This window comes from Rhizobium sp. IY2, assembly GCF_047532935.1.
Taxonomy (GTDB): Bacteria; Pseudomonadota; Alphaproteobacteria; order Rhizobiales; family Rhizobiaceae; genus Rhizobium; species Rhizobium anhuiense.
On the sequence record NZ_JBLKNU010000012.1, the window covers coordinates 51941 to 64935 of the forward strand.

The window sequence follows — 12995 nt, forward strand, 5'->3', positions numbered from 1 at the left end:
CGTTTGTCACAGTGCACGTGCCGCCAGTGCTGAGATTGATGGAGCGGCCCAGTAGTTGCAGCGCAAGCCTGTCAGAAAGGTCGAAATGTTTACCGACGTCAATCTGCGATCGATCCGCCCCGGCTTCGGCATGAAAGCGAAGCATTTCGATACCTTGCTCGGCCGGCGTGCCGCGCGCGACATCGCTTTCGGGAAGCCCCTTGACGCCTCAATGATCGAGGGTGGGTTCGAGGCTTGAACGAGGGCTCGAACGCCGTTTGCATCATTCCGGCCCGCGGTGGCAGCAAGCGCATTCCTCGGAAGAATATTCGTCCTTTCCGCGGTCGCCCGATGCTTCTCTGGTCGATTGAGGCTGCTTTGATGTCCGGCGCTTTCGACTCGGTCCTGGTTTCGACCGACGACGACGAGATCGCGGACGTCGCCCGCGCGGCGGGAGCTGAGGTGCCCTTCCTGCGGTCGGCTCGTACGTCCAACGACCACGCAACGACCGCCGATGTCCTCGCAGAGGTACTCCAGCAACTCGGCAAGATTGGGCGCAACTACACCCTGGGCTGCTGTCTTTATCCGACCGCGCCGTTTGTTCAGGGCGGAGACCTGGCCACCGGACGGGCACGCCTCGAGGACAGCGATTTCGACGTCGTGATGCCGATCGCAGCCTTTTCCTACCCGATCTGGCGATCGCTGGGGCGGGACGCGGCAGGCAGGGTGCTTTTGAATTTCCCAGAAAACCTCAATGTCCGTAGCCAGGATTTGCCGACGGCTTACCATGACGTAGGTCAGTGGTACTGGTTCCGAACTGAGGCCTTCCTGCGCACTCACATGCTTATGGGCAGCAACACCGGGTCGATCGTGGTACCGGCGGACCGCATGCAGGATATCGACACCGAGGAAGATTGGGCGATTGCCGAATATAAACACGAGAGGCTCTTCGGATAACGGCCCCCGCCTCCACCTGTTCTCCAATCGTCGCGGCATCCACGAGCCTTACAAATATAACCGTAAAATTATCGGCTTTGCCTGCTGCTCTATGCGATCGGGCAAAGCCGCTGACTTCGTACCTGGTAACAGAATAATTCGCGTCACCACCCATCGTGTGCTTCCGCGATCGCGGCACAGAGCCCGCTTTGCCGAAGCTGGGGTCGCTGTCATCGTCTCGAACACCGAGTTGCGTTGACGAATATGCATGGGTAATTATGAGAGCAAAACTCCAAGGATCGCAGATGACGCAACATGAGATCTCTATTGCTGGTCGCCGCATTGCGGATGACCAACCACCATTTATCATTGCCGAGCTTTCCGCCAACCATCTGGGAGATATCGGCCGCGCCTTGAAGTCGATCGATGTTGCGGCCGAATGTGGCGCAGATGCCGTGAAGTTCCAGACTTATACTCCCGACACACTGACCATTGACGTCGACAATGAATATTTCCGAATAAGCGGCGGCCTCTGGGATGGGCGCACTTTGTACGATCTCTATGGCGAGGCGTTCACCCCATATGAATGGCACGCCGAATTGTTTTCACATGCTAGAAGCAGAGGTATCATCCCGCTCTCGACGCCCTTCGATGAAACCGCAATCGAGCTTCTCGAAGGCCTTGACGCTCCGGCCTACAAGATTGCCTCATTCGAAGTTATCGACCTGCCATTGGTGGCTGCGGTCGCGAGACGCGGAAAACCCATGATCATTTCGACGGGCATGGCCGATCTCGCAGAAATCCAGGCGGCCGTGCAGACGGCACGCGACAACGGAACTTCCGAAATTATTCTATTGCACTGCACAAGCGCTTATCCCGCTCCGTTCACCGATGCGAGACTGCGAACGATCCCGCACATGAAGGAAGCATTCCAGGTCATCGGCGGGTTGTCGGATCATACTCCCGGTACCGCCGCAGCTGTCGCCAGCGTTGCCCTTGGCGCCCGCGTCATTGAGAAACACTTCACCTTGTCACGAGATGACGGTGGACCGGACTCTTCTTTCTCGCTAGAGCCCGATGAACTCGCCAGACTTGTTTCTGACTGCCGCAGTGCGTGGGAGGCCCTTGGGTCAGTCAGCTATAACCTCTCCAAAAGTGAACGCGGAAGCGAGAAATTCCGCCGGTCATTATTCGTCGTGCAAGACGTCAAGGCTGGTGAAGCAATCACCCACGCTCACGTTCGTTCGATCCGCCCGGGATATGGCATGCCGCCGAAGCATCTTCCGGACGTCATCGGCAGAAAGGCTGCACACGACCTTAGCCGAGGCCAGCCTCTGACGTGGAAGGATTTGGATTAGCGATTTGCTCAAGGTCGGCGTACCGTTCCCGAAACAGCGCGATCGGTAGGCCCCAGCCTTCCGGTCCCATCAGACCAGACCGCAAAACGGCGAATTCGCGCCGTTCGACGTTCCAGGGGATTGCGCCAGGCGACGACGAAGCGATCTATCAGGGTCTCAGGACTGCTCATCCATTCTACAACGGAAGCGTCTACGAGCAGATTTGATCCACTTGCTCACAAGGGTTTTTCCCGAGATCGAATGCCATGCTAGCTATCGCTTTGTGTCCCGATACGCGATCACGCCTGGAGAGGGCTACGACCTTTCCCGGCGGCGTTGCAAGGCAGACCCATTCCTTGGCGCAAAGCTCAAGGCACATCTGCGAAAAGCTGGGGCAAGAACCTTCGATGCTCTCGGTCGGCGGCCTGCCTCGACTGTCCCATCGCCACTGTCGATCTGCGGCTTTTCAGAGGACCGTGGCCTGTCGATCTGGCAGGACATCGATCATGCGGTTTGACGATCAATTTTTTCAAATCAAGCGCACCTCAGGCGTGTTTTCTGGCAAAGCTGGCCCAATTGTCGCATACGCTTTCCGCCCATCATCGAATAGAAACACGTTCATCCAGACTTCCTGTTGCCGGAATACAACGTTGAATAAAGCCATAGATTGCACCGACATCCACAGCTTGACAGCGGTGACCACGATCCTTAGCGAGGCAGCGTGGGCACGGTCAGGACCGGCAAATTGAATTACTTCAGACAACTCAAAATAGCGGTTCTTGGTCCCGAGAATGGGACGGGAGATTCGCTCGACCGAAATAACCGCATTGCGGTCTTTGCCTTTGCAATCCTTCCAGGACTTTCGTCGAACTTCAACTCCTTCATCCTCCTCGCGTCCATGGTGTGGGGCATCTATTGTCTGGCGACAGGCCGACTTGCATTGAACCTTTCGAGATCCGACCGACTGGTTGCCATCGGCATGTCGATCTACCCGTTGGTGATGATCGCGAGCATATTCATCAATCCACCTTACTCCGAGGAACTGGACTGGATATTCCGGCTCCTGCCTTTCTTTTCGGTCTGGCTGATCTTGCCGCGGATGCGCCACTCTCCCGATGGCCGTCTCGTGCCACTCTTTATCCTCGGCGCCGGCATCGGCATGATCCTGACCTTTCTTTTCAGTCTGCTGCAGATCATCTTTCTGATGCCGAGGGCAGAGGCGGGAACTTCGAACGCTGCACTCCTCGGAGTCATAGGCGTTCTTTTCGGCGGCATTGCGCTTCTCAACGTTCAATCTCCCAGAAGCGTAGAGCAAAGAATTGCGATATTGGGATATGCAGCGGGTCTCGGCTGCGTGCTGCTTTCGGGAACGCGCTCAGCCTGGCTGGTCATTCCCGTCCATATCGTCATCTTTCTCTGGTATTTTCGCAAACACAGCTTCCATCTGAGTTTGCGCAGCCTGGCCATTACCGGCTCCCTGCTGTTGGCGGGAATTGTCGCCTTGGGCAGCGGCCAAATCCTCGATCGCATCCAGGCGCTCCAGGGAGATCTGACAACACTCGAACGCAGCGACGGCGAGATCACATCGCTCAGCGCGCGGATCGCTTTGTACAAAGGCGCGCTATCGGCAATCCGTAAGGACCCGTTGACGGGTTATGGCCCGCAAAACCGGATGGCTTCGGTCCTGGCGGAACTCCCCGATAACATAAGGCCGCAGTTGCCCTTCTCGCATGTCCACAACGGCTTTCTGACCGCGGGAATCGACGCCGGCGTTATCGGCATTGCAGCGCTTTGCCTGATGCTCATGACGCCCGTGATAGGCGCGTGGAGAAAGGAAGCGGGGCCGGGCAGGGACATCTCCATCGCGCTCGCTCTTCTGCTCGTCAGCAGCTACGTGATCACGGGCAGCTTTGGCATCATGTTCAATCAGAAGGCTCTGGATCCGATCTTCGCCTACCTCGTCGCCCTCATTTGTGCGGATCGCGGCAGCACAGGCTTTGCGCCCGTCGTTCGCGGCTAAATCTCGATCCAGTGACTGCTATCGACGTCTCTCGCTCAGAGACAACAAGGTCGATATCGCTGTGCCTTCTAACTTGAACGCGACGTTGCGTTTACCTGCCTCAAGAGGCCTGCTTCCTTCGAAGCCGAAGATAAGGAGGCTACGCCTACAATCTGTTCAGGAGAGCGAGGATGGGAAGAAATTTGGTCTGGAGCGTGCTTTGGCGCTTTATCCCGGTTCGCTTGAGCACCGACAATCGCTCAAAGGGCCAACCACCGTTGCGAGCCCGCTGAAAAGCCTGGAAAGCGGCGCGATTTTCGGGGGTAAGACGATCCTCGAAGGTCTTGATCGCCTCTTCGTGAGCCGTGTTCCACGCACGCCATTGCCCCCGAAAAGCCATCCACAATCTGGCGACTTGCATTGAGATACCGTTGTTGGCGCCAACCAGGTTGGTGGCGTGCTGGCGGTATTTCAACACCGGTTCCGCATCGTATCGGACCACGCCGCCGCAGCCTGCCACAACAATATAGAACCACCAGTCGTGGGAAATGAGACGTGTTTTCGGCAATGTGTTGACCACAAGATCCCTTGCCGCCTGATTGAACATCATGGTGTTGCCTCCACCGATGCTCTGGACCAGGGCGTTGCGAAAACTTGGTTCGAGTTTGAACTCGGGCGACATTCCTGCATGATTGAGTTGTTCATCGACAATTTCGGTCCGAGCGAAATAAACTGCCGGTGTGCCAGGGTCGATCCGCGACAGCCAGTCGAACGCACGTTCGAGTTTTTCCGGATACCAAATGTCATCCTGGTCGCAGAACGCATAAGCGTCAGCATTTTTGAGATTCGAAAGGTTGTTGAGGAAGTTACCGCAAAAGCCGAGATTGACGGGATTTCGTATCAAGCGGAAGCGCGCGTCCTTTGCAACCAGAGCTTCGAGCATTTCGACGGTACCATCCGTTGAGCCGTCGTCGAAGAACGTCACATGCCAGTCGGTGAGCGTCTGCGCCTCAATGGATGCAATCTGCTCCCGAAGATAGCGCATTCCATTATAGGTCGCGCAAAGAATTTCTATCAACTGAATAACTCCGATCCAGCTCGTATAACGGGGCGCCCGGCGATTTGTCGATCCGCTGTTTCACCACACATATCGCAACCCCATGCGGTCGATGTGCCAGCGTGCGCCATAAAGCATGATCGTCACCTCTGCCAAGCGCCAACTGAAATTCAAAGCATGTCGGGCGTGAATTCTCGCTGGCAGCAGCGGTTATGCCACTCCAAAGGCACCTTGCCGTCTCGGATAGAGGCGAGCCGGCACCTTTCACGCATCCGCTGGCAGAACTGGATTCTCATCTTGCTGTCCCGGCCCCGGCGCGGTATGTGCTCAGCAGCACGATTGGCTATATTGCCGGCGTTGGTTGCTGTCACAATCCAGCGATCGAGCCTAATGCAAGGATGTATGCATTGAATGTAGAACAACTGGGGATCGGGGACGTTAAAAGGATCACTCCCGCCAGATTCGGTGACTCGAGGGGCTATTTCAGCGAAGTCTTCAAAGATTCCTGGTTCCGCACTAACGTGGCCGACGTTTCTTTCGTGCAGGACAATGAGTCTCTTTCAGCGCAACCGGGGACCGTTCGGGGATTGCATTTTCAGCTGTCTCCCTTCGCCCAAGGCAAGCTCGTGCGCTGCCTGCGCGGCGCGCTGCTGGATGTGGCCGTCGATATCAGGCATGGCTCTCCGACCTACGGAAAGTGGGTCTCTGCAGAACTGTCGCCGGAGAATGGCTCACAGCTTTGGGTGCCGGCCGGATTTGCGCATGGGTTCATAACTATGCAGCCGGATACCATCATCAGTTACAAGGTCACGGCTCCCTACAGCGCCGAACATGACCGCGGCCTGCGGTGGAACGATGCCGAGATCGGGATCGAGTGGCCGCAGATGGATGCCTACGTTCTTTCTGATAAGGACAACAAACAGCCATTGCTTTCCGAACTCCCCGCATATTTTCAATTTTCGTAAAACGGAGGGCCTCATGCGTGTTCTTGTAACAGGTGGCGCTGGCTTCATCGGTTCGGCATTGGTGCGCTATCTCGTCAGTGAGGTCGGCGCCGACGTCCTCAATATCGACAAGCTGACCTATGCCGGCAATCTCGCCTCGCTGAAAGCGATCGAGAATGCTCCGAACTACAGGTTTCTCAAAGCCGACATTTGCGACAGAAGCGCGGTCAGCAGCGCTTTCGAGGATTTTCGTCCCGATTACGTCATGCATCTGGCGGCGGAAAGCCACGTCGACCGGTCGATCACCGGGGCGGCGGATTTTATCGAAACGAATATAAATGGCACCTTCAGCATGCTGGAGGCTGCGCGGCAATATTGGCAAGGCCTTCCGGCGGACGAAAAGGCGGCGTTCAGGATGCTGCATGTGTCCACCGACGAAGTCTACGGTTCGCTGGGTGAAGACGGGCTGTTTGCCGAGACGACGCCTTACGATCCGTCCTCTCCCTACTCCGCATCCAAGGCGGCCAGCGATCACCTGGCAACGGCGTGGGAGCGGACTTACGGCCTGCCGGTGATCATTTCCAACTGTTCGAACAATTACGGTCCTTTTCATTTCCCGGAAAAGCTCATCCCCCTCATCATATTGAATGCGCTGGAACGGAAGCCATTGCCCGTCTACGGAAGCGGCTCCAACATTCGCGACTGGCTCTATGTCGACGATCACGCACGAGCGCTGTGGCTGATCGTGCAACGGGGCCGTCTCGGCGAAAAATACAATGTCGGCGGGCGCAACGAGCGGCGGAACATCGATGTCGTCGAGCGTGTCTGCGCGATCATGGATGAAGTCCGGCCAGGACATGCGCCGCATAGTGATCTTATAAGCTACGTTACCGATCGGCCGGGCCACGATGCCCGCTACGCTATCGATGCGACCAAGCTCGAGACTGAACTCGGCTGGAAAGCACTGGAGAATTTCGACAGCGGCATCCGCAAGACCGTCGACTGGTATCTGGAAAATGCATGGTGGTGGCAGCCGCTGCGCGAGGGTGTGTATTCCGGTGAACGCCTTGGCGTGTTGAAAAAGGTGTGAGATGCGCATCGCGGTAACAGGCAAGAGCGGCCAGGTCACGTCTGCGTTGCAAGCGCTGAAGGCGCCTGACATCGAGGTCATCGCCATCGGCAGGCCCGAGTTGGATTTGCTCGCGCCTTCTATGGTGCGTGAAACCATTGCGAAGCTCAAACCCGACTTCGTCGTGTCGTCGGCCGCCTACACTGCCGTCGACAAAGCCGAAAGCGACGAGGCGGCGGCGTTCGCCATCAATCGAGACGGCGCAGGAGCCATCGCTGCCGCAGCTGCCGAGCTGTCCATTCCCGTCATCCATCTCTCGACCGATTATGTGTTCGATGGAGACAAGCTCGAACGCTATGTCGAGAGCGACCCGGTCGGACCGGTATCCGTCTACGGCAGATCGAAGCTCGAAGGCGAATATGCGGTTGCCGCAGCCAATGAGAACCATGTGATCCTACGGACGGCCTGGGTCTATTCGACATTTGGCCATAACTTCGTGAAAACCATGCTCAGGCTTGCGGAGACGCGAGACGAGCTGAGCGTCGTGAGCGACCAACTGGGTTGCCCGACCTCCGCCAACGACATCGCCGAAGCTATCGTCAAAATAGCGGCCAGACTGTCAAGCGACTCTAGCCCGGACTTGCGGGGCGTTTTTCATTTGGCCGGCAGCGGCGAAACGAACTGGGCCGAGTTTGCTCGATATATTTTGTCCATTCTCGAGGAAAAGACCGGCAGGCGTGTCATCGTCAGGGACATTGCGACCGCCGACTACCCCACAGCCGCGAAGCGGCCCGCCAATTCCCGATTGTGCTGCGATAAGTTGAAGCGCCTTTATGGCGTCAGCATGCCGGAGTGGCAGGTATCGACGCGAACTGTTGTGACAAAGCTCTTGGAAGAGCCGAAGGAGGCCGTATGAAAGGTATTGTGCTTGCGGGGGGCAGCGGTACTCGCCTGCACCCGATGACTCATTCGGTCTCGAAGCAGTTGCTTCCGATCTATGACAAGCCGATGATCTACTACCCGCTGACCACCTTGATGCTGGCCGGCATCAGAGAGGTTCTGATCATCTCCACCCCGCACGATATGCCGCTTTTCCAGCGGTTGCTGGGTGATGGCAGCGATTGGGGCATGTCTCTGAGCTATGCTGTCCAGCCGAGCCCCGATGGACTGGCCCAAGCCTATATTATCGGCGCAGACTTCGTGGCGGGCGGACCATCCTGTCTCATCCTCGGAGACAATATCTATTTCGGCCACGGGCTGCCCGAACTGCTTGAAGAGGGTGTCTCAAAGGGTGATGGCGCGACCGTATTTGCCTATCATGTGCACGATCCCGAACGTTACGGTGTCGTCGAATTCGGCAGCGATATGACTGCAATATCGATTGAAGAGAAGCCGGCGAAGCCGAAATCGCACTGGGCTGTCACCGGCCTTTATTTTTACGATGCCGACGTCGTTGATATCGCAGCCAATCTGAAGCCTTCGGCGCGCGGCGAATACGAGATTACCGATGTCAACAGGACATATCTGGAGCGGGGGAAGCTGCGCGTCTCGATGATGGGCCGCGGGTATGCCTGGCTTGATACCGGCACGCCCGAAAGCCTGCTCGAGGCCGGCGAATTCGTCCGCACGCTCGAAAAACGCCAGGGCTTCAAGATCGCTTGCCCGGAGGAAATCGCGCTGGCCAAAGGCTTCATCACCAAGGAGCACTTCGCCCAGATTGCCGCCAAAGCGGGCAAAGGCGATTATGGCCAATATTTGCGCGGCCTGATGGATTAAATAGCTGCGGTCCGGTGAAATAGGCATGCCGCGCGAGAGTGCAGGGCGGCCTTGCGATAACGGAATGCGGAAAACAAAAAGCTAAAGAGCGAATCTGAAAAATTGCGACGCTCTTTAACAGTCAGGCTGAAAGTCTCCTCCTGACGTCCTCTCCCAATTCCTTCATGCGGTCGGCCGAAATGCGGCCGATCAGCATGAAGGCGTGCGTCGCATTCGACCAATAGATCACATTCATCCCCTTGCGGCTTTCGAGATCCGGCGCCTTGGGCCCGGCATTCGACGTGACGATACACAGCGCCATTGGGCCGGTTTCAGGGTCGAGATAGGCGACCTGGGCGAGCGGTTTGCCGTCATATTGCAAGAGCAGCGCGCGTTTGAAATCGATGCCCGGAAGCGCGACGGCTTCGGGGGAGAGCGAGAGGCCGAGTTTCTCATCAAGCGGGCCGAGCTGGGCGGCCTGGGCCTCCCGGGCAGGCACCGGGCCGGCCAGGGTTTCCGGGGTATAGAGCGAGATATAGTCGGCGACCACGCTGCGCCATTCGCTGTTTTCGTCCTTTGCCGAAAGGCGTGCGCCGATGCCGATGACGGCGCGGTCGATCGCGATGCCGGCAATGAGCGAGGCGGCGAGCGCGCCGAGGAACCGGCGACGGCTGTCGAATGTCAGTGCAGAAGCGGATTTTGCGCGCTGCTGCGCCGGGATGGCGGCGAGCATCGTCTCCAGCTTCTGACGCGGGGCTTCGGCGAGCAGCGGGGCGAAGGCTTGCTTGAACGGCAGGCTGGCGCGCGCCAGGAATTCCAGCCGTTCGGCGACGTGTTCATCTTCGCTGACGAGGGCTTCGATGCGCGCAGCCTCTTCGGCCGTCAGTTCGCCGTCGATGAAGGCGGTCAGGTCCTCGTCGGAGGGAATGGTGTGTTTGGTGTTCATTGCCGTCCCCCTTCCGATCCGGCGCCGGAGAGCTTGGCGCGGGCAGCCGCCAGCCGGCTCATCACGGTTCCGATCGGGATATCCAATATGCCTGCAACCTCGCGATAGGAAAGTCCTTCCACATAAGCGAGGAAAACCACCGTCCGCTGCGCCTCGGGCAGTGCGTTCACCTGTCTCAACACCTGACCCGCCATCACATGCGTTTCGGTGTCGTGGGCGCCGTCGAAGGTCAGCGTCTCCCCGGCATCGACGAAACCCTGGCCCTGACGCACCCGGCGAGAGCGGATCTCGTTCAGCCAGATCGAATGCAGGATCGAAAACAGCCAGCGGTCAAGCTGGGTGCCGGGGATGAACTGGTCGGCGCGCTCCAGTGCGCGAAGGCAGGTCGCCTGCACCAGGTCGTCGGCGACATCGCGCTGATGCGAGAGAACGAGACCATAACGCCAGAGCCTTGCCAGATTTTCCGTCAGGCCGCTCCTGATATCCGCTTCACTCGCGATGGCCGCCTCCGCCGATCCAACATCTTTCGGAACCGCCGGATGAACCGGCGATTCCATTCTCGCGCGACTATAGGCAGGAAAGTGGGTGCGCGCGACCGACATTCTTACATCCCTTCCGTGCTTCCATCTTCCTGCCCGTGGCTTCCCAATCAGATCTTCGAGGGGTTGAGGATTGCGGCGTTCAGATCCTGATATTCCTCGCAAGTGGTGCCACAGATCGCCTTGATTGACTTCAGCTGCTCCTTGGCGAGATCGAGCTGGCCCTTGATGACATAGGCTTCGCCGAGATATTCACGGACCTTGGCATATTGCGGGTCCATCTTCACCGATTGCAGATAATAGGAGATGCCTTCGTCGGTGCGGCCGAGCTTGCGGGTGGCATAACCGCGATAATTCAGCACTTCGGCCGTGTTCTGATCCTTGACCGTGTCGAGCACGGCAAGCGCCTCCTCATAGCGGCCGGCCTTGGCAAGCGAATAGGCATAGTCGGCACGGTTCTCGTCGGAGACGTTGGCACTCTGCTGCTTGACGCATTTCTTGGCCTTCTGGTCGTAGATCTCGCCCTTCTTGCAGGTGGGCGTGGTGCTGCTGTCATCGCCGACGGCAAAGACCGGACCGGAGAGAACAGAAGCGGCAAGGCAGCCGCCGACAAGGATGGAAGCGATACGGGCTGTCATGATCGTCATGGGAGAAATTCCTCTAGAAGTGACGTTGCGAGGAGAGAACACCGCTGCATCTGGCTTTATTCGCCGACGTCTCCATTTTCTCCATCACTGCTTCGTGAAGCCGACGAGGCCGAATAAATCGTCGGGCCGCGTGTTTTCCGTTCCGCCGGGAACGACAAGGAGAATTCCGTGACCGATACCGTGAAACTCGTCAGCCTCGCCGTCGCCGCACCCGAACATGTCATTCTGCAAAAACAGGCGGTCGAAGCCTCGGCCCGGCTGTTTGCCGACCGTTTCGAGGATTTCCGCCATCTTGCCCGCGTCTTCGATAGCGCCGGCATCGTAAAGCGCCATGCGGCGCGGCCGCTTGCCTGGTTCGACGAGCCGCATGGCTGGCAGGACCGGATGCAGGCCTATGCAGAGGTGGCGGGCGGGCTTTTCGTCGAGGCTGCCAGCTCGGCTCTTCGCCAGGCAGGGCTTGAGGCCGGGGATGTCGACTGTGTCGTGACCGTGTCCTCCACCGGTTTTACGACGCCGAGCCTCGATGCGCAGCTTGCCCGCAGAATGGGTTTCAGGGCCGATATCGAGCGCGTGCCGGTCTTCGGGCTCGGCTGTGCGGCCGGCGTGTCCGGCTTTGCGATCGCCTCGCGGCTGGCGCAAAGCCGGCCGGGTGCCGTCGTGCTATTCGTCTCGATCGAGCTCTGCACGCTGGCCTTCCGGCTGGACGAGCTGACGCGGCCGAACATCATCGCGACAGCGCTTTTCGGCGACGGCGCGGCCGCCTGCGTGCTGCGTGCGGGCGGAGACGGGCTGGCGGAAGTGGAATCAACAGGCGAACATCTCTTTCCCGACACGCTCGATATCATGGGCTGGAAGATCGACGATGGCGGCTTCGGCATCGTGCTGGCGCAATCGCTGCCGCCCTTTGCCGAGAGAGAGCTCGGGCCGGCAGTGACGGCCATTCTGGCGCGCAACGGGCTGAGGCCGGAGGATATCGGCCGCTTCATCTGTCATCCCGGCGGCATGAAGGTGCTGGCCGCGATGGAAAGCGCGCTGTCGATGGCGCCGGGCACGCTCGATCACGAGCGCGCCGTGCTTGCCGAATACGGCAACATGTCGTCGCCCACCATCCTGTTCGTGCTGGAACGGGCGATCCGCGCCGGATTGCCGGAGCGTGCCGCGATGATCGCCATGGGGCCGGGCTTTTCGGCGAGCTGCGTGACGCTGCGGAGGGTGGCATGATGTGGCCATCGATCGCGCTTCTGGCCTTCGTGACGCTGCAGCGGCTAGGCGAGCTCGTGCTCGCCCGGCGCAACACCGCCGCCCTTCTCGCCAGAGGCGCCAGAGAGGTGGCAGCAGAGCACTATCCCGCCATGGTGGCGCTGCATGCCGGCTGGATCATCGGCCTGTGGCTGCTCGCACTGGGCAGGCCGGTCGAGTTCTTCTGGTTTGTCGTGTTCATGGGGCTGCAGGTGCTGCGGCTCTGGGTGCTGGCGACGCTGAAGGGCCGCTGGACGACACGCATCGTCATCCTGCCTGGTGCGCCGCTCGTCCGATCCGGGCCCTATCGTTTCCTGCGCCATCCGAATTACGCGATCGTCATTGGCGAGATCGCCGCCCTTCCCCTCGCCTTCGGCCTGCCGCTTTACGCGATCGTCTTTTCGCTGCTCAACGCGCTTATCCTCCATGTCCGCGTGAAGGCTGAAAATGCCGCACTGAAAAGCGCAATGATTTTGAAATGAATGCGATTTTTCGTTTGCGCCGCATCATCGGCACGGGCATTTTCACCCCGATAAACAAAGCGGAAT

The 12995-nt window shown here is 58.7% G+C and carries 14 protein-coding genes; 10 read left to right on the top strand and 4 right to left on the bottom strand.

Annotation, left to right across the window (positions count from 1 at the left end):
- The first annotated feature begins 55 nt into the window (after positions 1-55).
- From ACMUVN_RS27935 to ACMUVN_RS27950, 4 genes are all read left to right on the top strand, one after another.
- Positions 56-238, top strand: a complete 183-nt coding sequence (locus ACMUVN_RS27935; protein WP_280949757.1) for an SAF domain-containing protein — start codon at positions 56-58, stop codon at positions 236-238.
- Entirely contained in the window at positions 235-936 is a 702-nt protein-coding gene (gene pseF, locus ACMUVN_RS27940) for a pseudaminic acid cytidylyltransferase (RefSeq protein WP_414815764.1), read from the top strand. Before ACMUVN_RS27935 ends, pseF begins: the two co-directional genes overlap by 4 nt.
- A gap of 284 nt (positions 937-1220) precedes the next feature.
- Positions 1221-2273: a pseudaminic acid synthase gene (pseI, locus tag ACMUVN_RS27945; RefSeq protein WP_414815765.1), complete on the top strand. Its 1053-nt coding sequence runs from the start codon at positions 1221-1223 to the stop codon at positions 2271-2273.
- A gap of 724 nt (positions 2274-2997) precedes the next feature.
- Positions 2998-4272, top strand: a complete 1275-nt coding sequence (locus tag ACMUVN_RS27950; RefSeq protein WP_183904500.1) for an O-antigen ligase family protein — start codon at positions 2998-3000, stop codon at positions 4270-4272.
- 145 nt (positions 4273-4417) lie between these two features.
- Here ACMUVN_RS27950 and ACMUVN_RS27955 read toward each other — a convergent pair whose 3' ends face one another.
- Positions 4418-5329 (bottom strand): glycosyltransferase family 2 protein, encoded by a 912-nt coding sequence (locus tag ACMUVN_RS27955; protein ID WP_414815766.1) that lies wholly within the window; start codon positions 5327-5329, stop codon positions 4418-4420.
- 377 nt (positions 5330-5706) lie between these two features.
- Here ACMUVN_RS27955 and rfbC point away from each other — a divergent pair, with 377 nt between their 5' ends.
- The 4 genes from rfbC to rfbA are packed head-to-tail and all read left to right on the top strand — an operon-like array spanning position 5707 to position 9097.
- A complete protein-coding gene (rfbC, locus tag ACMUVN_RS27960; protein WP_414815801.1) occupies positions 5707-6273 on the top strand; it encodes a dTDP-4-dehydrorhamnose 3,5-epimerase in 567 nt (188 codons plus the stop codon).
- Positions 6274-6286: 13 nt separating this feature from the next.
- A complete protein-coding gene (gene rfbB / locus ACMUVN_RS27965) occupies positions 6287-7342 on the top strand; it encodes a dTDP-glucose 4,6-dehydratase (RefSeq protein WP_414815767.1) in 1056 nt (351 codons plus the stop codon).
- A 1-nt stretch (position 7343) separates the two neighbouring features.
- Positions 7344-8237 (top strand): dTDP-4-dehydrorhamnose reductase, encoded by an 894-nt coding sequence (gene rfbD, locus ACMUVN_RS27970; RefSeq protein ID WP_414815768.1) that lies wholly within the window; start codon positions 7344-7346, stop codon positions 8235-8237.
- Entirely contained in the window at positions 8234-9097 is an 864-nt protein-coding gene (rfbA, locus tag ACMUVN_RS27975) for a glucose-1-phosphate thymidylyltransferase RfbA (RefSeq protein WP_047615275.1), read from the top strand. Before rfbD ends, rfbA begins: the two co-directional genes overlap by 4 nt.
- A gap of 121 nt (positions 9098-9218) precedes the next feature.
- Here the strand turns inward: rfbA and ACMUVN_RS27980 are convergent, their stop codons facing one another.
- The 3 genes from ACMUVN_RS27980 to ACMUVN_RS27990 are packed head-to-tail and all read right to left on the bottom strand — an operon-like array spanning position 9219 to position 11208.
- Positions 9219-10022: an anti-sigma factor family protein gene (locus ACMUVN_RS27980; RefSeq protein ID WP_047613677.1), complete on the bottom strand. Its 804-nt coding sequence runs from the start codon at positions 10020-10022 to the stop codon at positions 9219-9221.
- Positions 10019-10624, bottom strand: a complete 606-nt coding sequence (locus tag ACMUVN_RS27985; protein ID WP_414815769.1) for an RNA polymerase sigma factor — start codon at positions 10622-10624, stop codon at positions 10019-10021. Before ACMUVN_RS27985 ends, ACMUVN_RS27980 begins: the two co-directional genes overlap by 4 nt.
- Positions 10625-10671: 47 nt before the next feature.
- The gene (locus tag ACMUVN_RS27990; protein WP_047613675.1) at positions 10672-11208 is read right to left on the bottom strand and encodes a tetratricopeptide repeat protein; all 537 of its coding nucleotides are present in this window, start codon (positions 11206-11208) and stop codon (positions 10672-10674) included.
- A gap of 168 nt (positions 11209-11376) precedes the next feature.
- On the opposite strand from ACMUVN_RS27990, the gene ACMUVN_RS27995 reads away from it, so the two are divergent.
- Both ACMUVN_RS27995 and ACMUVN_RS28000 read left to right on the top strand, forming a co-directional pair.
- Complete coding sequence (locus ACMUVN_RS27995) at positions 11377-12429, top strand: type III polyketide synthase (RefSeq protein ID WP_097622979.1); 1053 nt, start codon at positions 11377-11379, stop codon at positions 12427-12429.
- Positions 12426-12929 carry an isoprenylcysteine carboxyl methyltransferase family protein gene (locus ACMUVN_RS28000; protein WP_047613672.1) on the top strand — a complete coding sequence of 168 codons (504 nt, stop codon included), beginning with the start codon at positions 12426-12428 and terminating at the stop codon, positions 12927-12929. Before ACMUVN_RS27995 ends, ACMUVN_RS28000 begins: the two co-directional genes overlap by 4 nt.
- The last annotated feature ends 66 nt before the right edge of the window (positions 12930-12995 follow it).

Bases quoted from the DNA above. Each gene is read 5' to 3' on its own strand.
- pseI (WP_414815765.1), top strand. From the start codon at position 1,221: ATGACGCAACATGAGATCTCTATTGCTGGTCGCCGCATTGCGGATGAC.
- rfbC (WP_414815801.1), top strand. From the start codon at position 5,707: ATGTATGCATTGAATGTAGAACAACTGGGGATCGGGGACGTTAAAAGG.
- rfbB (WP_414815767.1), top strand. From the start codon at position 6,287: ATGCGTGTTCTTGTAACAGGTGGCGCTGGCTTCATCGGTTCGGCATTG.
- rfbD (WP_414815768.1), top strand. From the start codon at position 7,344: ATGCGCATCGCGGTAACAGGCAAGAGCGGCCAGGTCACGTCTGCGTTG.
- rfbA (WP_047615275.1), top strand. From the start codon at position 8,234: ATGAAAGGTATTGTGCTTGCGGGGGGCAGCGGTACTCGCCTGCACCCG.
- ACMUVN_RS27980 (WP_047613677.1), bottom strand. From the start codon at position 10,022: ATGAACACCAAACACACCATTCCCTCCGACGAGGACCTGACCGCCTTC.
- ACMUVN_RS27985 (WP_414815769.1), bottom strand. From the start codon at position 10,624: ATGTCGGTCGCGCGCACCCACTTTCCTGCCTATAGTCGCGCGAGAATG.
- ACMUVN_RS27990 (WP_047613675.1), bottom strand. From the start codon at position 11,208: ATGACGATCATGACAGCCCGTATCGCTTCCATCCTTGTCGGCGGCTGC.
- ACMUVN_RS28000 (WP_047613672.1), top strand. From the start codon at position 12,426: ATGATGTGGCCATCGATCGCGCTTCTGGCCTTCGTGACGCTGCAGCGG.